19 protein-coding genes are annotated in these 22,996 nt (G+C 33.0%); 17 read left to right on the top strand and 2 right to left on the bottom strand.

Going from position 1 to position 22,996, the window contains the following annotated elements:
* The first annotated feature begins 6 nt into the window (after positions 1-6).
* The 3 genes from PMI10_RS06060 to PMI10_RS06050 are packed head-to-tail and all read left to right on the top strand — an operon-like array spanning position 7 to position 4,106.
* The gene (locus PMI10_RS06060; RefSeq protein ID WP_007805694.1) at positions 7-513 is read left to right on the top strand and encodes a DUF6443 domain-containing protein; all 507 of its coding nucleotides are present in this window, start codon (positions 7-9) and stop codon (positions 511-513) included.
* Positions 514-568: 55 nt separating this feature from the next.
* The gene (locus PMI10_RS06055; protein WP_369792092.1) at positions 569-3,595 is read left to right on the top strand and encodes an RHS repeat domain-containing protein; all 3,027 of its coding nucleotides are present in this window, start codon (positions 569-571) and stop codon (positions 3,593-3,595) included.
* A complete protein-coding gene (locus tag PMI10_RS06050; protein ID WP_007805692.1) occupies positions 3,573-4,106 on the top strand; it encodes a hypothetical protein in 534 nt (177 codons plus the stop codon). The genes PMI10_RS06055 and PMI10_RS06050 overlap by 23 nt, the downstream gene beginning before the upstream one ends.
* Positions 4,107-4,282: 176 nt before the next feature.
* Here PMI10_RS06050 and PMI10_RS06045 read toward each other — a convergent pair whose 3' ends face one another.
* A complete protein-coding gene (locus PMI10_RS06045) occupies positions 4,283-4,555 on the bottom strand; it encodes a helix-turn-helix transcriptional regulator (RefSeq protein WP_035631472.1) in 273 nt (90 codons plus the stop codon).
* A 386-nt stretch (positions 4,556-4,941) separates the two neighbouring features.
* Here PMI10_RS06045 and PMI10_RS06040 point away from each other — a divergent pair, with 386 nt between their 5' ends.
* From PMI10_RS06040 to PMI10_RS06010, 7 genes are all read left to right on the top strand, one after another.
* The gene (locus PMI10_RS06040; RefSeq protein ID WP_007805691.1) at positions 4,942-5,682 is read left to right on the top strand and encodes an RHS repeat domain-containing protein; all 741 of its coding nucleotides are present in this window, start codon (positions 4,942-4,944) and stop codon (positions 5,680-5,682) included.
* Entirely contained in the window at positions 5,679-6,311 is a 633-nt protein-coding gene (locus tag PMI10_RS06035; protein WP_007805690.1) for a hypothetical protein, read from the top strand. Before PMI10_RS06040 ends, PMI10_RS06035 begins: the two co-directional genes overlap by 4 nt.
* A 299-nt stretch (positions 6,312-6,610) precedes the next feature.
* Positions 6,611-7,600: an RHS repeat-associated core domain-containing protein gene (locus PMI10_RS21590; protein ID WP_007805688.1), complete on the top strand. Its 990-nt coding sequence runs from the start codon at positions 6,611-6,613 to the stop codon at positions 7,598-7,600.
* Positions 7,597-7,992 carry a hypothetical protein gene (locus tag PMI10_RS06025; RefSeq protein WP_007805686.1) on the top strand — a complete coding sequence of 132 codons (396 nt, stop codon included), beginning with the start codon at positions 7,597-7,599 and terminating at the stop codon, positions 7,990-7,992. Before PMI10_RS21590 ends, PMI10_RS06025 begins: the two co-directional genes overlap by 4 nt.
* A gap of 208 nt (positions 7,993-8,200) precedes the next feature.
* Positions 8,201-8,389, top strand: a complete 189-nt coding sequence (locus tag PMI10_RS06020) for a hypothetical protein (protein ID WP_007805675.1) — start codon at positions 8,201-8,203, stop codon at positions 8,387-8,389.
* A gap of 150 nt (positions 8,390-8,539) precedes the next feature.
* Positions 8,540-8,908 carry a hypothetical protein gene (locus tag PMI10_RS06015; RefSeq protein ID WP_007805671.1) on the top strand — a complete coding sequence of 123 codons (369 nt, stop codon included), beginning with the start codon at positions 8,540-8,542 and terminating at the stop codon, positions 8,906-8,908.
* 413 nt (positions 8,909-9,321) lie between these two features.
* Positions 9,322-9,789, top strand: coding sequence for a hypothetical protein (locus PMI10_RS06010; protein WP_035631468.1), 468 nt, complete (start codon positions 9,322-9,324; stop codon positions 9,787-9,789).
* A gap of 377 nt (positions 9,790-10,166) precedes the next feature.
* Here the strand turns inward: PMI10_RS06010 and PMI10_RS06005 are convergent, their stop codons facing one another.
* The gene (locus PMI10_RS06005; protein ID WP_007805661.1) at positions 10,167-11,105 is read right to left on the bottom strand and encodes a class I SAM-dependent methyltransferase; all 939 of its coding nucleotides are present in this window, start codon (positions 11,103-11,105) and stop codon (positions 10,167-10,169) included.
* Positions 11,106-11,203: 98 nt separating this feature from the next.
* Between PMI10_RS06005 and PMI10_RS21585 the strand changes: the two genes are divergently transcribed.
* The 7 genes from PMI10_RS21585 (at position 11,204) to PMI10_RS05970 (ending at position 22,930) form a co-directional block, all read left to right on the top strand.
* Positions 11,204-12,214: a hypothetical protein gene (locus PMI10_RS21585; RefSeq protein ID WP_007805660.1), complete on the top strand. Its 1,011-nt coding sequence runs from the start codon at positions 11,204-11,206 to the stop codon at positions 12,212-12,214.
* Between the two features lie 288 nt (positions 12,215-12,502).
* Positions 12,503-13,051, top strand: coding sequence for an RNA polymerase sigma-70 factor (locus PMI10_RS05995; RefSeq protein ID WP_081491445.1), 549 nt, complete (start codon positions 12,503-12,505; stop codon positions 13,049-13,051).
* Positions 13,052-13,143: 92 nt separating this feature from the next.
* Positions 13,144-14,349 carry a FecR family protein gene (locus PMI10_RS05990; protein WP_007805658.1) on the top strand — a complete coding sequence of 402 codons (1,206 nt, stop codon included), beginning with the start codon at positions 13,144-13,146 and terminating at the stop codon, positions 14,347-14,349.
* A gap of 102 nt (positions 14,350-14,451) precedes the next feature.
* Positions 14,452-18,039, top strand: a complete 3,588-nt coding sequence (locus PMI10_RS05985; protein ID WP_007805657.1) for a SusC/RagA family TonB-linked outer membrane protein — start codon at positions 14,452-14,454, stop codon at positions 18,037-18,039.
* A gap of 10 nt (positions 18,040-18,049) precedes the next feature.
* The gene (locus PMI10_RS05980) at positions 18,050-19,447 is read left to right on the top strand and encodes a RagB/SusD family nutrient uptake outer membrane protein (protein ID WP_007805656.1); all 1,398 of its coding nucleotides are present in this window, start codon (positions 18,050-18,052) and stop codon (positions 19,445-19,447) included.
* A gap of 61 nt (positions 19,448-19,508) precedes the next feature.
* Positions 19,509-21,515, top strand: a complete 2,007-nt coding sequence (locus PMI10_RS21580) for a TlpA family protein disulfide reductase (RefSeq protein WP_007805649.1) — start codon at positions 19,509-19,511, stop codon at positions 21,513-21,515.
* Positions 21,515-22,930, top strand: coding sequence for an alpha/beta fold hydrolase (locus PMI10_RS05970; protein ID WP_007805647.1), 1,416 nt, complete (start codon positions 21,515-21,517; stop codon positions 22,928-22,930). The genes PMI10_RS21580 and PMI10_RS05970 overlap by 1 nt, the downstream gene beginning before the upstream one ends.
* Positions 22,931-22,996 lie beyond the last annotated feature (66 nt).

Below are 22,996 nucleotides of genomic sequence, written 5' to 3'. Positions count from 1 at the left end.
AGTAACATGAAAAAAATTACAAGCCTGCTTTTGGTTTTGTTTCCAATGATGGCAATAAGCCAGACGGTCACACAGAATTACATAAAAGCAATAACGTATAAGGCACCAACCCAGACTCCTATTGTATCACCAACTATTACACAGGCCTCTCAAAATACAACCTATTTTGATGGACTGGGAAGACCTGTACAACAAGTACAATTTCAGCAATCGGCATCAGGGAAAGATATCGTGACCCCTATTGAATATGATGCTTTTGGGCGTCAACTAAAAGAATATCTTCCGTTTGCATCCACCCAAAATACTTCTAACTATATTGATCCTGCGACTTTAGTTCCGGATTTAATAACGCAGTACAAAACCAATTATGGGACTATAAATGCCAATCCTTTCAGTGAGAAGGAACTGGAATCCTCCCCTCTTAATCGTGTGCTAAAACAGGCAGCGCCTGGAAATGACTGGAAATCCGGATCGGGACATGAAATAAAAATGGATATGAAATGTAGCAGATGAAGTAAAATTATTTAGTGCCACTGCTAACTGGGATTCTTTATCAGGTTTATATAACATCTCATTTTCAGGTAATGGAAATTATCCAGCCAATCAGCTTTACAAAACAATTACCTATGATGAGAATACTGCTGCTTCCCCAACGGAAACAAACGGCTCAACCGTAGAATTTAAAAACAAGGAAGGACAGGTCATCCTAAAAAGAACATATGGCACAGTTGGAACCGGAACAGCCAATGAAAAACATGACACCTATTATGTCTATGATATTTACGGAAACCTAACCTATGTTATTCCACCAAAGGCCGTAGACCTTATCGGCAGCACAACAGCCGTACAGGCCAATGTAACGTCTACTGCTGTTATAACTTCAGGAAATTATTCGCAGATAACCGCTGCCAATTCCATCACCTTATCGCCCGGATTCAATGCACAGTCCGGCAGTACATTTAGTGCCATTATTGACACCGGCAATCAGACTGTTTTGGATAATTTGTGCTATCAATACAAATACGATAATCAAAACCGCTTAGTTGAGAAAAAACTTCCCGGCAAGCAGTGGGAATTTATCATTTACGATAAACTGGATAGGGTTGTTGCTACCGGTCCTGCTAATTCTCCTTTCAATGACATAACAACTGTTGGCTGGACAATAACCAAATACGATGCTTTTAATCGTCCGGTAATAACAGCCTGGCTGCCTGGTCAGGTCACAGCAGCTACCAGAAAAACATTGCAGGAAACACTCAATGCTTTAACTGCAGATTTTAGTGAAACCAAAATTGCCACTGCTACCAATACTACCGTAAATGGGGTATCTTTTCGTTACAGCTCCGTAGCCTGGCCAACTACAGGTTATCATGTATTGACCGTAAGCTATTTTGATGACTACAATTATCCTGATGCGCCTTCAATTCCGGCTACTGTGGCAAACAATGACCAGCCTGTTTATTACAATACGACTATAAAACCCAAGGGATTGGCAACAGCCACCTGGACACGTATTTTAGAAGCCAGTACCGCTTATAGAAACGAATTGACGTATACATTATATGATGCCAAAGCAAGACTTGTGCGTTCGTTTACACAAAACTTTCTGGGAGGCTATACCTATACAGATAGCAGATTGGATGATTTTTCGGGGAAACTGCAATACAGTATCACCAAACATAAAAGATTGGCTGCTGATACTGAACTGACAACAAAAGAGGCTTTTACGTATTCGGATCAGGATCGTCTGCTAACGCAGACCCATCAGATAAATGGAGGAACAATTGAGCTTATCGCCAGTAACACCTATGACGAACTGGGGCGGTTAATCTCTAAAAAGGTAGGAAACACAACGCTGGCTCCTGTACAAAATATACAGTACAATTATAATATTCGTGGGTGGTTAACCGCAATTAATGATATAGGGGCATTAACCAAAAGTGGAGACCCTAAGGATTTATTTGCTTTTAAGATAAATTATAATACTTCAAGTACAGCTGGGGTGAATGCTTTATACAACGGAAACATTGCAGAGACGTATTGGACAAGCAATTCTGAAGCGACCCCGTTAGTACGAGGATATGGGTATACTTATGATAACCTTAACCGTTTAAAGACAAGTATTTTTAAACGGAACAATAGTGTCAATAACGCTTATGATGAAAACCTGACTTATGATAAAAACGGTAATATCATGACTCTTTTACGCAAGGGAGGAAGTGATGTGACTGCAACTTCTATAGATGACCTGATCTATAGTTATAGCAATAACAATATTACCAATCAGCTTGTTAAAGTGGCTGACACGAGTAATAAAACTGTAGGTTTTGTAGACAGTGCCGCCAATGTAAATGATGATTACAGTTATGATGCCAATGGTAATATGACCAAAGACAACAACAAAAACATCATAGAAATAAGGTATAATCATTTAAATCTGCCAACTAAGATAACCTTTGCAAGCACAGAGAATATTGTTTATATTTACAATGCGGCGGGACAAAAAGTACAGAAAATTGTAAATGAAACTGCTAAACCGGCTGTAACAACCGATTATTTAGGGGGGTATCAATATAATAACAATGTATTAAAATTCTTCCCGACAGCAGAAGGATATGTAGAGCCTTCCGGAAGTTCTTATAAATATGTTTACCAATACAAAGATCATTTAGGGAATATACGACTCAGTTATGACAAGACCTTTGTTATTCAGGAAGAAAACAACTACTACCCTTTTGGATTAAAACAAGAAGGGTATAACACTATTAAAAACTCTACTAATGATGCTTTAAGGTTCAAGTATAACGGAAAAGAATTGCAGGACGAGTTAGGGCTTAACATGTATGACTATGGAGCACGTAATTATGACCCTGCACTTGGTCGCTGGATGAACATTGACCCACTAGCGGAAAAATATTACGGCATTAATCCATATGCATATGTTTTTAATAATCCAATTGAATTATTTGACCCAAATGGTATGGAGGTTAAATATGTACGCCAAGAAGGACAAACTAGGAAAGAATTCCGAGAGATGAAAAGGGAATTTAAGAGAGAGAATCGACAACTTATGAGAGATTCAAAGACCCATCGTGATAATTTTAATCAATTAAAAGACTCGAAGAACGTACATAATATTACTTTTAGTAGAAGTGGTGGTTCAGTAACAGAAACAGTAGGGGATATAAACCGAAATGGAGGAAATGGAACAAATATGAATATTGACTTGAGTCAAAAAGGTTCAGAAAATGAGTTCGTTGTTGCTCATGAAGTTGGTCATGGAGTAGATATTGATAACGGAGTGGATTCTCCAATCGAAATGTCTAGCGTATCTTTAAAGGATAATCCTAATGACGTGATTCAAAAAACATTTGATACTAATAATCAAAACAAAGAAGTTAATGAAAGAAGTGCCTCTCATACTGAAAACATTGTTAGAGGAGAAGTAAGTAACTCAAGGGGAGTTACAGTTCCATTACGAGAAACATATACTTTAGAAATACAATATATCAGTCCATTTTCTGGCAAGGCTGGGGTTAAAAATAAAACTATCAACGTTAAAAATGAAAGTTATGACTATTATCAAAAGAAGTAAGATATTATTTATTGCAATAATTTTTCTAGGATGCTCTACACAAAAGCAATCTGAAAACGATACTTGTAAAAAAGTTAATGTTGAATCAGAGAATGAATATAATGGAGATAATCAAATTATTTTAAATAATTTTTCTGATTTTAATTCAAATTCGAATAAAGCACTAGATATAATACGTGTATCTAGTACAACAGGATATGAGCATAAGGAGAACTTTAAAAGGATTTTTGTTGAAGATAACAAAGTATTTATTATTGAAGATAACAAAACTACTCAAGAGGTAGACTTAGATTCAAAGCAATTACAAGAAGCTTTTTTAAAATGCAATGAAATTAAATCATTAATAAATTGTAGTAGTAAAAAGTCTCAAAACTATTTATATAGATTTTTTGTAAAGAAAGAAAATAAGATTGTTATGACATTTACAGCCAATAACCAAATTAAAAATATTGACTCTGATTTAATTAAAGGAGAGCTTTTTTTTATTAATTTTTTTGAAAAAATAAAGTAATCGAATAAAAATATTCAATGAAGCCAAATTATATTTTGATTGTATTTTTACGATATTAATTACGAGAAAAGGATTACCTGTCAGTGTATCTCTTCTAACTTTGCTGTACAACTTTAATAAAACAAAAGCCATTCTATAAAAGGAGTGGCTTTTACTTTTATATTAAAATCGAAGATTTATTCATTTGAAAATGGTGGTAATTCAAAATTAAATAATTCGCTAAGCGGAACTTCTAATGTTCGTGCGATTTTGAATATAGTGCTAACAGTAGGATTTATTCTGACAGTCTCAATTCTTGCAATCTGTGATAATGTTATTTCACAACGATACGCAAGTTCTTCCTGTGACAAACCCTTTTCAGAGCGTATTTCTTTTAGTCGCTTGGCTAACAACTGTAATCCTTCTTGGTCGAAGATTAATTTTCTGGATTTAGTATCATCTTTTTTCACTTCATCAAAATGAAGATATAAACATTAGAATTATTATAGCACTTGTGCTATAATTTTTATATTTGTAAAAAATAACACCAAAAAATCTAAAAACTAATTACCTCATCTTTACGACCAAATAAAAATTCTTTAATTTCTGTTCGAGGATTGAAATCGTTCACCATATAGAATAGCTTTTATTTATTGATAAATACAAATATATGAAATTTATCTATTATAATTAATTAGGATTTCAATTTGAATCAGTTTATTTTCGTTTAATATAAGTTCTTATTAAATCAATATAGGTAATCTTTATAATTCTATTGTAAGAAAAATTTGTAAAAGCTTATAAGCATAAGTACAACGGGAAAGAACTTCAAGACGAGAATATTGGAGGCTCTCAGTTGAATTTGTATGATTATGGAGCACGTAATTATGACCCTGCACTTGGTCGCTGGATGAACATTGACCCACTTGCTGAGAAATCACGTAGATTTAATCCTTATACTTATGCTCTTGATAATCCTGTTTATTTTATTGACCCTGATGGTATGATGGCTTCTCCTCCAGATTGGTTTGTTAATAATGAAACTGGAGCAGTTGTACATGTGGAAGGTCAATCCGAACTTACTCAGGATACTGCAAATAAAATTGGAGCCGGAGATGCTAAAAAATATGATAGGCTAGGTGCTGATAATATGTTTGGAGATAAAGTAATGGTTAATGGAAATAATATCCGAGATAGTGGTCCAAGGAATATTGAAAATCCTGAAAAATTTATGAAAAAAAGAGGGTATGAAATAGCAGATAAAGTAGAAATGAAGGAAGTAAACACTACTTCAAAAGGTGCCTTTGGAGAAGAAAATATTTCGCAAGGAGGGTCCTTTCCAAAGCAATTAAGCGATCCAAAAATTACATATGTTAAGCCTGGTGAATTAAATAAGAGAACAAATGTTTCAGAAGCTACATCTGTAGGTCCATTTAGCAGCATTACGACAAGCAGATATACCCTTACAACTCCTCACAATAAAACAGAATCAAAATCGCAGACCGGTATACCTCCTTTCATAGCAGCTCCTCTAAAAATTTTAAGTGGTCTTTTAAAAAATCATATTGAATTGAAACAAATAATGAAAAGTTTATGAGAAAAATAATAACCCAAATAATAATAATTATTGCATTAGTTAGTTGTAATGGACAAATAGTTAGTAAAAAAGATAATAATAAATATGTAACAGCTAAAAAAGAATTTGATTCAGTTCTAGTATCACATTTTCCAAAAATGCTTAATTCATATCCATATACTTATATTAATAATAAAAATATATCTAAAAATGATGTCTGTTTTATGCTTTATGAGTATAATGTTGATTCTTTAAAAATTGATTCAATTTTTAAAAATACTAAATATAAATCTGTTGCTAATTATTCTTCTAAAGATTCATGTATACTTATAGTAAATAGGTTTGAAACGAAAGAAACATATGACAATAGAAAAGATGTTGAAATTTTAGACCCACTCTTAATAAATAAAGAGTGTTATAAAAATATGCATCCTGTACCAAATTTTAATATCTATGAAAGCGACACAGGTTTTAAATCGAATAACAGTTTAAATATTTATGTTTTAGAAGCAAAAAGCGGTATTTTTTTTCCGTCATATCAATCACAACCGGATATACAAATGCCTAAAAATTGGGAAAATGGATATTCTAGAGGTATAGCGATTAGTAAAGAAAAAAGAACAGTTATTTATTGGTCAATTATTTGGTAATGGCTAGTTTTTTTTAGGGAGTGTTTCGAATTAGGTATTTTTAATAGACCACTGCGTGGCTATTAAAAATACCGATCGCTCGGATATGATCAACGATCGCTCGGAAATCTGGAAGTTCTTATAAATATGTTTACCAATACAAAGACCATTTAGGGAATATACGACTCAGTTATGACAAGATCCTTACCATTCAGGAAGAAAATAACTATTATTCCCGATCGCACGGAAACCCGACAGCAGAAGGATATGTAGAGCCTTCCGGAAGTTCTTATAAATATGTTTACCAATACAAAGACCATTTGGGGAATATACGTTTGAGTTATGACAAAACACTGGCCATTAAAGAAGAAAGTAATTATTATCCTTTTGGTCTGAAACAAGAAGGATATAATAATGTTAAAAGTGGCGTAGAAAATAAGTATAAATACAATGGAAAGGAGCTTCAAGATGAGTTGGGACTTAACATAACAGCTATGGATTACCGCCAGTATGATAATGCTTTAGGTAGATTTAACTCGATAGATGCTATGAGTGAAAAATTTCCTGCTTTATCTCCATATTCTTTTTCAGCAAATAACCCAATTTTATTAAATGACCCAAGTGGAAAAGATTGGTCAATATCAGCTACAGTAGATAAAAGTGGAAAGTTGCATGTGAAAATTACTGTTAATGCAGCGATTATTAATACTTCTGGTAAAAAAATTAATATGAAGAATTATATTAAGAATGAAACAGCACAATTCAATAGAATTTTTTCCATGAATAGAGAGAATTTTGATGTTACTGCTAATTTAAATATGAGAGAAATAAAAGATGAGGATGATGCAACAAAAAGTGAACATTTAATTAAAATTAAAGATTCAAATCATTTTAAAAAAAACAGTGCAGGTAATAGTCATTTAGGAGGATTAAATGTAAATATAAACAGTGAATTTATTGATAGTGATGGAAGCACTCCTTATAATGCCACTCTGTCGCATGAAATAGGCCATACTGGAGGACTTAATCATCCGGGAGAAAAGAATTTAACTGGTAGAATAGGAATAAATCATTTTTTTGGTCGTTATTGGGGGGAATTTATAGTGCCGACATATAATCAAAACGAAGCTGATTTAAGAACAAATTTTATGTCCTATCCTCAGGATTATATTGATTCAGATACACAAAAAGGCATGCAAGAATTGATAAAAGTTTATCAAAACCCCGGAGTTGCTACACGAGGACAAATATCGTCTATTTTGAGATACTATAGTAGTTCATATAGATTCATAAATAATGATGACAAATGAGAATATACAAAACAGTTTTACTCTTTTTATTTTTTATTTTTTCGTCTTGCTCAGATGAAAGAGAAATCAAAATTTTGGGATTTGCTTATAACAATGATAAAATTTTTATATCTACAAAAGATCAAATTATATTTGGCAAACAAATACATGGAAGTATAGATAAAAATAATCTCTGCTCCTTTTATGAGTCAAGGATAAAGATAAGCTCTTCAAAACTTAGATTAAATATTAAAATTGATTCTTGTGGTATTTCGGTTCTTGATACATCATTAGTTATATCAGAGAAATTTAAAGAGCCTTTTATTTCTTTTCTTTATCCCTTTTCAGAATCAAGCTTTAAGAGAAAAGTATTTTTACGAGATCAAAATGATGATAGTTATATTACATATTAGTAGGGATGTCTGTAGTTTGACCCATAAAGAATAAAGATAACCTCCAACAACTAGTAGTATTTTTGATTATTTAAAGTCACTTTTTAAAAGGATTCCGAAAAGTTCAGAAGAAGCTGAACAAAGTAATGTAGATAGAGATTTTTTTACAAATGTTACAAATTATTGTAATGAAGGTAATCTAAAAGTATTAGAATACTTCTCTACTATAATGACACTTCCTATCGGAGGAGTTGGAGGAGAGGCTAATGGGGCAATAAAAATAGTATCAGCTGTTAAAAGTGATTATAAATTATTGGGTTATGCGATCGATACATTTGAAAGTGGTCCTTTGTTACGAAAAGAAACAAATTCTCTACTTATAAGCAAGCAGCAAGTGGTAATCTTGATGCTGGTATAGTAAGAAATATTATCACGAAAACGATCACAGAAATGAGAGGAAGAAATGGAGTTAGAATATACTACAGGATGAAGGGAGAAATGATGGAAATTGTCGGATATTCTAGTAAAAATAATCAACAACAAGTTATAAATAGGTTAATTAATATTTATGGAAAATAGAACAATTCATTTAGATTTTAGCTTTTTTATTTCATTTCCGGGAGGATATAGGGTTAGAGACGTCTTAAATGACAATACTGATATTTATATTGTTTTAAAAAATAATTATTCTAAAGTTTACATCGCTACTATTTTTACATTAGAAAATATAAAAATGATATTAAAAGACAATCATGAAAAATGGTTTTGGGCTAGTGATTTTTTTATAGTTAAAGATTTATCAAGAAATACAATCTACCAATCAATAGATGAAATATTAAGAAATGAATCATTAAATATTGATAAAATGTTTAGTAAAGCAAATGGAACTTATTTTGAAATAGTTGAATCAAATGAAATAAGAGAGGATTTACTTTAGACTAACACTGGGGTAATGTATCAATGGTGTGGTTTTTGTTTTTCGAATCAATGATAGCGGAAATTTTTTCCGTGCCGACAAAGAATATAAAAAAGAAACCTCGCGACAAGCGAGGTTTTTTGTGTTTCATACCGAAGTTACATTTTTCTGAAAGAAATATCTAAACTTCTTTTGGGTTAGAAAAGTATCGACCATTTTAAAATCCTGATGGCTCCCCCAGCTGTCGCGAGCATTAAATAAAGCTAGGCTAGCGCAATGCCTCTGGCTCGTGCCCACAAATGAGGGCAACGCAAAAACAAGTCAAAACGCAAAAACAATCTTACATAAAAGATAAACTTTGCCAAAAACAAATTATATTTATTTGAAATTTTTAAGGAACACTAAAGAAGTAGAAAATTCAGAAGAAGAACAAAATGAAATTACCTCAAAATATGGCCATTAAAAAAATGTTTTTACTAATTATTATATATTTATCTTTTGGAAGCTGTTTTCAATTTAACGGAGAAAAAATAGAAATAAATTATAGAGATAAAATAATTAAAGTTTTATCAGATGATTATATAATTGAATCCATATTGATGAAAAATAATCAAACAAAATACTATGTTTTAGAATTGAAAGACACACAAAAAGGAAGTAATATAATTAATTTTAACAATAAAACTATAGGATACAATACTGTTGTAGATCGTTTAGACTATTATTGTTCATTAAGTCCAGATGTAGACTCACCCGGATTATGGGTAACAATTAGAAAGAAAGATTTTAAGGATAAAGCAAATGGAAGCAACTTTAAAGAAATTCAATATTTTAATTACAATAAATTGCCTTGTGGCTCAACATTAATTGATACAATTGTAGCAAGTAACCCTTATAAATAGTTACTTCACTCATCAACTAGTGAACCGATCCCTCGGATATGCTCAAGGATAGCTCGTAATTTTTTTCCGTGCCGACAAAGAGACTTCATAAAGACTGAAAAAAAACCTCGCTTTTTGCGAGGTTTTTTTGTGTTTTATACTGAAGCTATATTTTTAGTGAAACAATCTTTAACCTTTTGTTTGGGGCAAAAGGTATCTGCCAATTTGGAAACCATACTTTTTTCTTTACATCCATGTTATTTGAAGTGCTCTTTTAAAAGAATAAAAAGCATGATTTCTAAAAATCAGGTTTCTGTCATGAATCTAAGAATACTGATAGTGTCAACTATTAAGAACTGACCCATCATACTTTAACCCCAGATGTCACAGATGCTATTCTAAGTTTTTATGATAAAAGTGCCTCTCTGAAACTTAGTCAAATCTTCCTTTTCCGGATTCAAAATATACTTATTTATAACATCCTTATGGATAAAACTTAAATCTAACTCTACTCGATTTCTGTAATTTTCGCCAATAAAGTCAACTACTTTCAAATTATATTTTTCTGATAATTGTAGATAATAGACATAAGAAAGCCTGTTTGTATAAGCAATTGAATTACCCGCCCAAAATGACCAATATTTATCAGAATACCTTAAAAAGTTAAATTCCGAAATAGATTTGTCCTGAAAAAATCCCGGATTAGCAAAATGATCAATAAAATTTACGGTATGTACACAGAACCCATCTTTAGTTAACCATCTTTTAGTTTTTTGAAATAACTCGTTTAAAACATCCGGAGAAATATGCTCTAAAACCACTTGCGAAGAGATATAATCGAATGACTGAGCGTGTTTCTCTATTTCCTCAAAAGTATACGGAGCAAGATAAGTAATATTTAAAAACTCAAAAAGTGCTGAAAACGATTTCTTTTCTTTTATTGAAGAAATCATCGATTTTATTTGATTTTCATCATAAACGCTTTTTGATACGATTTCGTTCAAAAAAGAAGGTGTCTCAATAAAAGCAATTTGCTTTTTATAGGTTGAAAACTTCAAATCTTTAGTGATGTCGACCGTTATGATTTTCTCAAATCCTAATAGAGCCAAAACTATTGACGAAAGAATTGAATAGCCTGTTCCGATTTCTAATGCTGTAGATTTAACTCCAAGATCTAAACTACAATAACTGAATTTTCTCAAACATTCATGAGTTTGGTACAGGAAAATATTTTTATGATACTCTTTATTAAAAGTAACAGGAAGATGATTTAATTGATCTCCCAATTTACTTACTGCCAATATCTTTTGTAATGATGCTTTTATTCTCCAGTTCATAAAGGCTAATTTATTGAAAATATAGTTATTTTGATAAAATTTGCCTAATTAAATTTTCTATGTTTGTAATATATTAACTATGTATAAAACAATATAATATGAACAATTCTTTTAAATTAACTTTTTTAATATTTTTAGTTACTTTCTTATCTCAAGCTCAAATTAGTACTGGAACAGGTGGCGCATCAAATGTATTACCCAATTCTCCAACAACAAATACTAATATAGGAATTGGTATAAACAATCCAACCCAGAAATTAGAAGTTATAGGAAATATAAAAGGGACAAAAGGAATCTTTTCCGGAAATGAGTTTAGTAATCAAACTTTTGCTAATTGGGATGCTGGAATTGATGAAAGTATTTGTTTTTCGGGAGGAGCGATAAATCCCGCTTATCCGAATCGCCGTTTGTTTAATATGTATGATATGTCAATGGCTAGTCCTTATGATGTAAAGTTAATTGGGTTTAATATGTCAGACAGAACAGGTAAAGAAAGATTTGTCGTTAATTTATTTGAAAATTCTACTACTGAACTTGTATTAAATGATGCTCAAAAAGCAGAGTTTTTTAAGGTTAAAGATTATGGAGATATAAAAGGTGCTTATCTACAGATGGGAAAACCTAATAGTAAAGTAATTATTGGTGGTTGGGCAAACGATCCCATTATAGCTACACATAAGTTTGTTGTTAAAGGAAGTTCCTTAATACAAGGAGACATTCTTACAGATTCGAATATTGGGATTGGAACTTATAATTTTACAGATGGAACAGAAACTTATCGCTTGTCAGTAAAAGGAAAAATTAGAGCTGAGGAGATTAAGGTTTATAATACTTGGGCAGATTACGTTTTTAACAAAGAATACAAGTTACCAAGCTTAAAAGAAGTTGAAACTTATATTGCAATCAATGGTCATTTACAAAACGTACCCTCTGCCAAAGAAGTTACGGAAAATGGACTAAAACTTGGTGAAATGACTAAAATTCAACAAGAAAAAATTGAGGAGTTAACATTATATATCATTCAGCAAAACAAAATCAACGAGAAACAAAATAAAGAAATTGAAGAATTAAAAATTCTGGTAAAAACTTTATTAGAAAAAAAACAATAATCATAGCTTAATCCTTAAAATAATTAAGGGTACCTATATACTTGGATGTACCAAATAAGAAAAGCCACTTAAATTGAGTGGCTTTTGCTTTTACAAAGTTTGAATTTGTTTATATTGTTGAAGTAACTAACTTCTATTTATAATTTTTTTAGATTAGATTAATCTTGTGAAAAGTGTTTATTTTCCTGCTTTTTTGCAATGGTTTTATGTATTTCATGTCAATTGTTTCCTGATTTTGCTATTTTATTTATTAAAAATATATATTTGCCACAATAAAAGCAGAAAGAAATTAATCCAGAGCAACTACATATTAAAATTGATGAGGCATACTATAAGGAACTTTTTTATTCCTTATATCCAAGACTTGTAAGCTATAGTTTTAAATATTTGAAGGATAAATTTGAAGCAGAAGAAGTAGTTGAAAATGTCATGCTGCAATTATGGGAGGACCGTTTAAAATTTGAAAAAGTTGATGATGTGAAATCGTATATCTATAAAATGGTCAAAAGCGGTTCTCTGGGAGCATTAAAAGAACAACAAAAAAAGGTTAATATTGAGGATACAGTCTCTGATAATATTCTTGAATTTGATTTTAATATTCTCGAAGAAGAAGTATATGCTGTCCTGATCACTGCCTTAGATTCTTTACCAGAAAAATGTAAAGAAGTTTTTGAACTTTCCTGCTTAGAAGGAATGAAATATAAAGATATAGCACTACAACTTAATATTTCTATAAACACCGTAAAGTCTCAGCGTTCACGTGCTATCGAATTGTTAAAGACAAAACTTACAAATTATCCGGAATTACTGTTTTTTTTATTTTTTTTGAAAATTTAACTTAAATCTTTCCACCCTTTTTTAGTGTTTCGTACTCTTACTTATATAACATTTAGTTAAAGTGTTAGTAATAGATACTTAATATTAAAAATATGCCTTTAGGAAAAAAAGAATTTGTAATTGCTGATCTTATAAGAAGAGAGCTGTCCGAGGGCGGTTTATCGACGGAAGAAAATGCTGTACTGCAGCAATGGCTTTCCCTGCCGGAAAATCAGCAGTATTATCAAAAGTTGATTCGTTTTGAAACCTTAAAATCAAAAGAAGCATTTTATAGCAGTATCGATACAGATGCCGCATTTGCAAGAGTCAGAGAAAAGATCAACCAGGATAACGCACCTGTTACTGCATTATTCAACTACAGGCAATTTCTACAATACGCTGCAGTTTTTATGATCCTGCTGGGGCTTGCTGCTGTATTTGTTTTTAGAAATAGTGATATAGATCAAAAGGAGGAAATAGTAGTTCGAAGCATTGCTCCAGTATACCATAACCCAACTTTGGTTTTGGCAGATGGAACGGTTGTTTCCTTAGAACCAAAAAAAGAAAAAATTGTTTCTAAAAACGGTGTGATCTCGAATGTAAACAGCGTTTTGGTTTATGATGCCAAAGATTTAAACGGAACAACTTCAACGGGAGATAATACTTTAATAGTTCCTGTGGGCGGTATCTATGCCGTAAACCTTTCTGATGGGACAAAAGTCTGGTTAAATTCAAAATCATCCCTGAAATATCCAGTAGAATTCAGCGCACACAAAAGAACAGTAACCCTTGAGGGAGAAGCTTATTTTGAAGTGGCCAAAAATCCCAACAGTCCTTTTACTGTAAAAACAAAGTCAGGTAATGTAACGGTATTAGGAACACACTTTAATGTGAGTTCTTATACGGAAGATCAGGTATTTGCCGCAACTCTGGCGGAAGGAAAGGTTAAGGTTTCAGGTACTGCCAATGATTCAGAAAAAACGTCCATTATTTTAACCCCGGGACAGCAGGCCAGAATATATCATAAAAATGAAGAGATCAAAGTAGCAGAAGTTGAACCTGTTGCGTACACGGCATGGAAAGACGGCAGGTTTTATTTTGAAAACGAAAGCCTGAAAAGCATTTTGGCCAAGATGTCCAGATGGTACAACTTTAATGTGAAGTTTGAGAATAAATCTTTGGAGCAGATTAAGTTTACAGGGATTGTTTTAAAACAGGAACCTATAGATCATCTTCTGGATATTATCAGTAAAACATCGAATGTGAAATATAAAATAACCAAAATAAACCAAAACTATGAAGTAACCGTAACTAAGTAAATAAAAAAAACCGGAAAATATTACGAGTATTTCCCGGCGAGTATTTGTTCAGTCGAAAAAAAGAGTTCAAAATCCATTAACCAACCAAAACATTTTAAAAGTATGAAAAAAAACCTATCCGCAAAAGATTGTGGGGTAAAATCCGCTCTTTGGGATAAATTTCTTTCAATTATGAGGAAATCCCTAATATTATCCATTTTATTTAGCAGTATAGCTGTCTTTGCATATTCCCAGAAATTAAGTCTAAAGGCTAAAAATCAGTCTGTTGCAAGTGTTTTAAAATCAATTACTAAAAAAACGAATGTCGAGTTTTTCTACAGCGATGACGTTTTTGATGCACAACGAAGAGTTGATATAGCTGTAAATAATGCCGATGTTATGGCAGTAATTAAACAATTAATTGGTGAGGGCTATAAGGCAGAATTTGTAAATAGCAAGCTGATTGTTATTGCATTAAACCCAAAAGTAAAGACAGTCCAAAGTTCTGTAATGGATGAAAAAGTAAAGATTAAGGGAGTTGTCACCAATTCAAAAAAAGAATATTTAATAGGTGCAACTGTCTGGGTAAAAGGCACAAAAGATGGTGCTATTACCAATTTTGACGGTTCATATGAAATTATGGCCAAAAAAGGGGATGTTCTGATTTTTGAGTATATGGGTTACAAAAAATTAGAAGTAGCAGTTACGGACAGTTTGATTATTAATCCGATTATGTTGGAAGATGTAAGCAAATTAGATGAAGTAAAGATAGTTTCAACAGGATATCAAAATATAGATAAAGAACGTTCTACGGGATCTTTTACGGTGATTACAGCAAAGGATTTAGAAAAAGTTCCTGTTAATAACGTATTACACAGATTAGAAGGTCAGGTTGCTGGTCTTCAGTTAGAATTATTAGATTCCGATAATACTTTTGTGTATGGAAGAAAATTTGGTTCGGGGTCTGAAAAAACAGCTTATAATATTTCTATCAGAGGAAAATCTACTATATCGCCCACATCCAATGCAATGCCATTAATTGTACTTGACGGAACACCTACAGAGTTGGACATCAGAACGATAAATCCAAATGATATAGAGAAAATTACTTTCTTAAAAGATGCAGCAGCTGCTTCTATTTATGGTGCAAGAGCAGCAAATGGCGTAATGGTAATTAATACCAAAAAAGGAAAACAGGGACAAACCAGAATTAATTTTTCTCAAAATTACGGTTTCTCTAATAAACCTTCTTTATCAAAATTACCATTGATGAATTCGGCTCAGGTCTTAAATTTAGAACAGGAATTTGTAGATAAAAATTTAGTTACAGATCCGGCAAGTGTAACATACATGCTTACAACGCCAGTAAGCCAGGGTATGGACTTGATGTTTCAGTACAAACGCGGTCAGATAACACAGGCTCAGAGAGATGCCGGGTTAGATGTTTTACGTAACCGTAATACTTATGGTCAGGCAGAGCAGTATTTGCTGCAAGCTTCAACAAGCCAGAATTATGATTTGTCTTTTAGCGGAGCAGAGAATGATTATTCTTATTTCATGTCAGGATCCTATTCTAAAGAAGAAACTCAGGCAAAAGGAAGTGACGGACAACGTTTGACTTTATTGTCTAATCAGGATTTTAAGCTTTTTAATTATGCAAAAATAACAACCAGTCTAAGAGGTTCTATTTTTAAATACAATGAAAATAGTTTAGGACTTTCTCCGTTAGGAATGTCATCGAATACTTTATTACCTTATAACCAGATTGTTGGAGATAATGGTAATTCGGTTGATTATTATCGTCATTTTTATGCCGGACAAACTATTCCGTTAGAACAAGCCGGATATTTGCCGTGGACTTACAATTATATTGATGAATTAAATAATAAGGATAATACCATAAATGAGCAAAATTTTGGTGCTACCGTTTCGGCTACACTTCCTTTATTAAAAGGTTTAGATGCTGTGGGTACGTATTCTGTAGAAACTTCAACTTCATCAAATGATAATATGTATAACGAAAATACATATTTCGCTCGTGATATGATCAATTCTGCTACGTCAATAAACAGTAACGGCGATTTAGTATATGGAATTCCGTTAGGAGGGATTTTTCAAAGTAATAAATTTGGAAAAACTAGTTCTACAATGCGAGGACAATTAAATTATGACGGCATAATTGGTCAGGATCATTTGATTAATGCTATGGGAGGTATTGAAGCAAGAGAGACTGGAGAAACCCAGGATTCGAGAACACTCTATGGCTACAATTCAAAAACGCAGACTTCTGTAGATATCCCGTCAAAAAATTATGTAGATGTTAACGGATATAATTATACTATAAGTAATGGTAATGTGCATAAAGATTTCCACAGAAGATTTTTATCTTATTATGCTAATGCAGGTTACACTTTCAAAAATAAATATACGCTTACAGGAAGTGCCAGATTAGACGATTATAACAATTTTGGGGTAGATAAAAAATTAAGAAGAACGCCATTATGGTCTACAGGTGCAAAGTGGAATATTAAAGAAGAATCTTTTCTTAAAGATGTAAATTTAGTTAATGATTTAGCTTTAAGAGCGAGTTACGGATTTAACGGAAATATCAACTTAGAGGTTTTTCCTTTTACAAATATTAGTATAAGTGATTTAGATAATTTTTCGCAGCAGCCTTATGCTTTTATCTCGCAGCCTGCAAATCCAAATTTACGTTGGGAGAAAACAGGGATTTTAAACTTTGGAGTAGATTTCTCGCTCTTAAACAGCAGATTAAACGGTACAGTTGAATATTATAAAAAAGACAGCAAAGATTTAATTGTAGAATTCCCTGTATCACCCTTTTATGGTACATCAAATAATATGTTGGTACAAAATGCAGCAACTTTAGCAGGACATGGAATCGATTTAAGTTTAAACGGAACCATCCTTAAAGCAAAAGATTTTTCATGGAATTCGGCTCTTGTAGTTTCATTCAATAAGACAGAAGTTACGGATTCTCGTTTTCAAAATTACAGCCAGTATTTAAATGGCTCTGGAACAACGCCACCTGTTGAAGGCTACCCACTGAACAGTATTTTTGCTTTTAGATCAGCAGGATTAGACGCAACGGGAAGAACTCAGGTGTATGACAAATCAGGCAAAATTGTAAATTCTTTTACTTCTCTAAAAGATATTGAGGATATGAAATACATGGGAACCAATATCCCTTCTTATTACGGAAGTTTCAGCCACACCTTCAATTACAAAAAATTGTCATTGTACATTTTGGCTACTTACAAATTTGATTACGTATTGTTTAAACCAACTTACGGAGGTTACGTTAACAGACAAGGAAGATTTAACCAATACGATTTAAATACTGATATCGACCAAAGATGGAGAAAAACAGGTGATGAAGCCACAACTTCTGTACCAGGAATTCAGGGTTCAACAGGATTAAGTTATGTAAGATATATTTATGGGGAAGATCAGATTATAGATGGAGATCATATTCGTTTCAGAGAACTTTCGTTAAAATATGATATGACAAGCCTTATTAACAGAGGAATAGTAAGAGGGGCTTCTGTAACTTTTACTGCCAGAAATCTTGGTTTCTTCTGGAGAAAAAATAAAGATGGCTTAGATCCTGACTTTTTACCTTATACAGGAACTAATATGAAACTGCCTGCAATGGCAATCTATTCAATTGGTTTTAATGTTAATTTTTAATTTTTTAAAGATGAAAAAATATTTAAAATATATTGCAATTGCTGCGGTAGGAGCCCTTGTTTTAAGTTGTGATAATTATGTGGATATCAAAACAGAAGGGAAACTAATACCTGAGGAAACATCAAACTACCGATATCTTCTAAACAATACATCTGTATTAGACAAAACTTATGGTAATGTAGATATACCATCAGATGATATCAGTTTTCAGAATGAGGCACAGACAACTGCATTAGGGGCTGCAGATTACCTTCGTCCTTTTACTAATTTGTATAAATGGTCTGATGTTGTCTATTTTGACGGTGAGACGGATTATGATATGAGTAATCTGTATAATGCATTATACAATGTTAATATAGTGATCAATGAAGTAATGAAAAGTACAAATGGAACGGAAGCCGAGAAAGCAGCCATAAAAGGGGAAGCAGAAGTACATCGTGCCTTTATTTTTCTTACTCTGGTGAATACTTTTGGAAAAGCGTATGATGCCAATACTTCGGCTACAGATCTTGGAATTGTTCTTTTTACAACACCAACTGTTTCAGATGATATCAAAAGAAGTTCTGTACAGGACGCTTATAATGTAATTCTTAGCGATCTTAATGATGCAGTAAATTCAGGATTAAAACCTGTAAATTCTGGTAATAATGTGGCATTTCCATCCAGAGCATCGGCATATGCACTTTTGGCGAGAACCTATTTGTATATGCGTAATTATCCTCTGGCTTTAGAAAATGCCGAAAAAGCATTAGCTATACAAAGTACACTTATAAATCTGGAAGATTATGAATTCGCTGCTTATCCAACAAGAAAATTAGATAAAGAATTGATGTTATCAAAATGGAATGGATATGGTACTTACTCTTATGCACCGCAAATATTATCGTTAAGCAATGAATTGATCAATTCGTTTGATACCAATGATTTACGCTACGTATTGTTTACACAGCCATCAAGCAGTTTTAATTCGGAATATACTTTAGGAAGAACGTATTCAAAAGAAGGCTTAACGGGAGAAAGCAGAAATGCAGGACCAACAGTTCCTGAAATGATGCTGATAAAAGCAGAATGTCTTGCAAGAGCAGGTTCTGGAGATTTAGCAATGGCCGAAATAAATAAATTAAGACAAAAAAGATTCAGGGCGGCACAATATACTGTTATGACTGCAGCAGACAGCAAAGACGCTTTAATCAAAGTTTTAGCAGAAAGAAGAAGAGAGTTAATGGGAACCGGAGGTTTTAGATGGTTTGATTTGAAACGCTTAAACAAAGAACCCGAATTTGCCAAAACCATTACTCATGATTTTGCAGGACAGACCTTTACACTTGCCCCAAATAGTGATCGTTATCAAATGCCTTTTGCCCCAATTTATTTTGAATATGCACCAAACTTACAACAGAATCCATAATTAAGTTAATTAAGAATGTGCACTCAATTTTTTTGAGTGCACTAAATTCAAAAAAAAGAAAATGAAAAAATTAAAATTGGTACTATTTTTTCTAAGTATCACAACATGTTTATTGGCTCAAGATGCAGCACCGATGCTGAAAATTGTTCTGTCTCCTGAACATCCGAATCCAGGTGATGAGATTACCATAACCTATAATGCCGCCAACGGCCCATTAGCAAATGCCATGTATGTAAATGGGGTTGTATATACTTATGATAATTTTAAATGGATTACAAACGATATTACTTTAAAAGCCGCAGGAGATAAAAAATGGGAAGCCAAAATGAAGCTTTCAGATCATGCTTCGTTTATTAACTGTGTTTTCAAATCCGATACAATAGTTGACAGAGGGGAAAGAATGCCTCACGCTTACATGTTTGCACAAGTTCCGGGAGCATATACAGGCTGGGGAATTTTGAGAAGCAGGGCCTTTCAAAATGAAGTTCCAAATGTGGTGAGCGACAGTGCATACATTGCTGACCAGGTTGGTTTGATGTGGATCAATTATGAATTGCAATACCATCCCGAAAGCCGTAAAAAAGTTTTTTATTACGGACTAAAATTAAAACAGCTTTCAACTGGTATCGATCAGTCTGTAGCAATCAAGAAAGAATTACGTGGCTTATTAGCCGAAAAGAATCTGGATAATACAACACAATATGATATTCAAAAAACATTGTATTTATTAGATAATTCGACAAACAAAGTATTTACAGATTCTGTTCAAAAGGTTTTAGTAACGAAATATCCTTTTGGGGTTTTAGCCAGAGACAAAGAAATTCAGGAAATATTTAAGGAACCTGATTTTTCTAAAAAAGTAAAATTATATGCTGAATTCAATAAGAACTTTCCGCAAAACAAATTTGAAGATGTTTACACTGATGTAGAAAGTTTGTATTATGATAAAATGATTAAATCAATCGTTTATGGCTATATCGTAAATAATAAAGATTACAATTATGCTCTTAACAGTGTAAAATCAGTTTCTTTTACAAACTTATTGGACTATCACTGGCATTTAGTATCTATTCCTTTTGACAGAGATCATGAAGGAACCGAAAAAGCTTCTATAGAAACTTTAAAAAAGTATGCCGATGTTTTTATGGGAGAAATGGAAAACAGATTAACCTATGTTCCAAAAATGTTTGCTGGAAAATTATCTTTGAAAGAATGGCAAGGCCAGGCTTTACAAATGATGGCAAGGGAATATTTTACGTATGCTAAATTGGCTGAAAGCACAAAAAACTATGATACAGAAGAAAAATATTTGGCCAAAATTAAAGCTTTGTACGGGTACAATGACGCTGTATATAATGAGGTTTACACCAGAATGCTCTTGAGAAAAGAACAAACAGCCGATGCTAAAAATTATATGGCACTTGCAGTAAAACAAAATCAGGTAACGCCGCAGATGTTGGCTTCCTTAAAAGAAATTTACCTAAAAGAAGGCGGTGCAGCTGCAGGATTTGAGGGGTACTTGAAATCTTTAAAATCTCTGAGTAATATTGAAGAGCACAGAAAGAAAATCATTTCAGAATTGATAAACCTTCCTATTTCAGGTTTTGATTTAGAAAGCAGCAAAGGAGGCAGAGTTAAACTGGCTGATCAAAAGGGAAAAATAGTAGTACTTGATTTCTGGGCAATGTGGTGTGGACCATGTAAGAATGCCATGCCGGGAATGCAGATGGCAGTTGAGAAATATAAAAACGATGCGAACGTAAAATTCTATTTTGTAGACACTCAGGAATACATCAAAGATTTTAAAGAGCAGACCCAGGCATTTATCAAAGAAAAAGGATTTGACTTTAATGTGCTGTATGATGGGAAAAACCCAAAAACAGGAAAGTTAGATCTAGTGTATGAGCAGTACTCGAAAGCATTTCAATTTTCTGGGATTCCAGAGAAAATGATTATTGATGCAGACGGAAAATTACGCTGGATGTCAAACGGTTATTTTGGAAGTCCAAGTGAATTGCTGGATGAAATTTCAATTATTGTTGAGTACTTAAAGTCAGAGAAAAAATAATGAAAGAATTAGTTAATTTAAAGAAAACAAACCTTCTTTTAAGATCGTTAATTTTCTTGATGATGACCAGCCAGTATAGTTTTGCACAAACTATCTGGCAGGGCCAGCATCATTCGTACCGTATTATTTTATCGGGAAATATGGACAGCCATCAGACAGATTCGCTGAGTGTCAGTATGCCCGAATTAGAAATCAATAAAAAAGTGGTTACTGAAGTAAAAGGAGACAGCATATCTTTTAAAAATGAGATGTATGGTTTTTCTTTTAAAGGAAAATTCAACCCGGAGAAAAATGCCATTTCAGGAATTTTTAATTATTACTCTATTCCAAATACAGCAGTTGTTTTAAAGAAGGAAAAAGAAATACAGCCTTTGTACTTTGCGCAGCATCCTAAAAAGCCATATCCGTATCAGGTTATTGATATGACTTTTCTGGGAAAAAGCACCAAACTAACCTATGGAGCAACCTTAACAATTCCACAGGATAAAAAGAAGTATCCTCTGGCGATTTTAATTTCCGGAACTGGACAGCATGACCGCAATTATACGTATATGGGCAGGGAATTTTTCACGGTTCTGGCTGATGAACTGGCCCGAAAAGGAATTGCTTCTCTGCGGGTTGATGACAGAGGAACAGGTAAGACGTCCGGGGATTTTAAAAATGCAACAACAGGAGATTTTGCCGATGATGTTGATGCACAGATTGCGTACTTAAAAAGTGATAAAAATATTGATGCTTCTCATATTGGATTAATCGGCCACAGCGAAGGCGGCATGATCGCCTCAATTGTCAGTGCAAGAAATAAAAATGTAAAATTTATGGTGAGTTTATCAGGTGTTGCAGTAAGCGGACTTGAAATGCTGAACCTGCAAAACACGGCAATTCTGAAGAATTTTGGTTTTTCGGACAAGGTGGTCAGTAAACAAATGGAAATGTATAACATCATGTTTAAAGCCGTTTACGATACAAAAGCATCAGATTCAGTAACACCGGTACTGCAGCTAAAACTTGACCAATGGATCAAAACACAGGATTCGACTACTCTGAAAGAGATTCATATGTGGGGCGGACGTGAGAAAGATTTTATATACCGTTACGGTAAAGATGCAGAACGAAGATGGTACCGTTACACGATTCATTACAATCCAAAGGATTATCTGCCAAAAATTGAAATTCCGGTTTTGGCTGTAAATGGAGACAAAGATATTCAGGTTCCGGCACAGGAAAATCTGGAAAGTTTTAAAAAATACCTCAAAAGTACCGATGTCACAACCAAAATCTATACGGATCTCAATCATATGTATCAGCACTGCATAACTTGCAAGCAGAGTGAAAGTAAAGAAATTGATGAGGTTTTTGCCCCCGAAGTTTTACATGATATCTCTAAGTGGATTCTCTCCAGGTATAAAAAATAATGATCTGAAAAACATTTCCCATGCTGCGGATTGAAAGCTGCACAAGGCAATTCTAAACATTCCAAT

This window comes from Flavobacterium sp. CF136 (genome assembly GCF_000282055.1).
Classification (GTDB): Bacteria; Bacteroidota; Bacteroidia; order Flavobacteriales; family Flavobacteriaceae; genus Flavobacterium.
This window is presented reverse-complemented; position numbering and strand designations above follow the sequence as displayed.

Coding starts and splice junctions, on each gene's coding strand:
- PMI10_RS05980 (WP_007805656.1), top strand. CDS start 18,050: ATGAAAAAATATTTAAAATATATTGCAATTGCTGCGGTAGGAGCCCTT.
- PMI10_RS06025 (WP_007805686.1), top strand. CDS start 7,597: ATGAGAATATACAAAACAGTTTTACTCTTTTTATTTTTTATTTTTTCG.
- PMI10_RS05970 (WP_007805647.1), top strand. CDS start 21,515: ATGAAAGAATTAGTTAATTTAAAGAAAACAAACCTTCTTTTAAGATCG.
- PMI10_RS06050 (WP_007805692.1), top strand. CDS start 3,573: ATGACTATTATCAAAAGAAGTAAGATATTATTTATTGCAATAATTTTT.
- PMI10_RS06010 (WP_035631468.1), top strand. CDS start 9,322: ATGAAATTACCTCAAAATATGGCCATTAAAAAAATGTTTTTACTAATT.
- PMI10_RS21580 (WP_007805649.1), top strand. CDS start 19,509: ATGAAAAAATTAAAATTGGTACTATTTTTTCTAAGTATCACAACATGT.
- PMI10_RS05990 (WP_007805658.1), top strand. CDS start 13,144: ATGCCTTTAGGAAAAAAAGAATTTGTAATTGCTGATCTTATAAGAAGA.
- PMI10_RS06015 (WP_007805671.1), top strand. CDS start 8,540: ATGGAAAATAGAACAATTCATTTAGATTTTAGCTTTTTTATTTCATTT.
- PMI10_RS06020 (WP_007805675.1), top strand. CDS start 8,201: ATGACACTTCCTATCGGAGGAGTTGGAGGAGAGGCTAATGGGGCAATA.
- PMI10_RS06035 (WP_007805690.1), top strand. CDS start 5,679: ATGAGAAAAATAATAACCCAAATAATAATAATTATTGCATTAGTTAGT.
- PMI10_RS06005 (WP_007805661.1), bottom strand. CDS start 11,105: ATGAACTGGAGAATAAAAGCATCATTACAAAAGATATTGGCAGTAAGT.
- PMI10_RS21585 (WP_007805660.1), top strand. CDS start 11,204: ATGAACAATTCTTTTAAATTAACTTTTTTAATATTTTTAGTTACTTTC.
- PMI10_RS05985 (WP_007805657.1), top strand. CDS start 14,452: ATGAAAAAAAACCTATCCGCAAAAGATTGTGGGGTAAAATCCGCTCTT.
- PMI10_RS06060 (WP_007805694.1), top strand. CDS start 7: ATGAAAAAAATTACAAGCCTGCTTTTGGTTTTGTTTCCAATGATGGCA.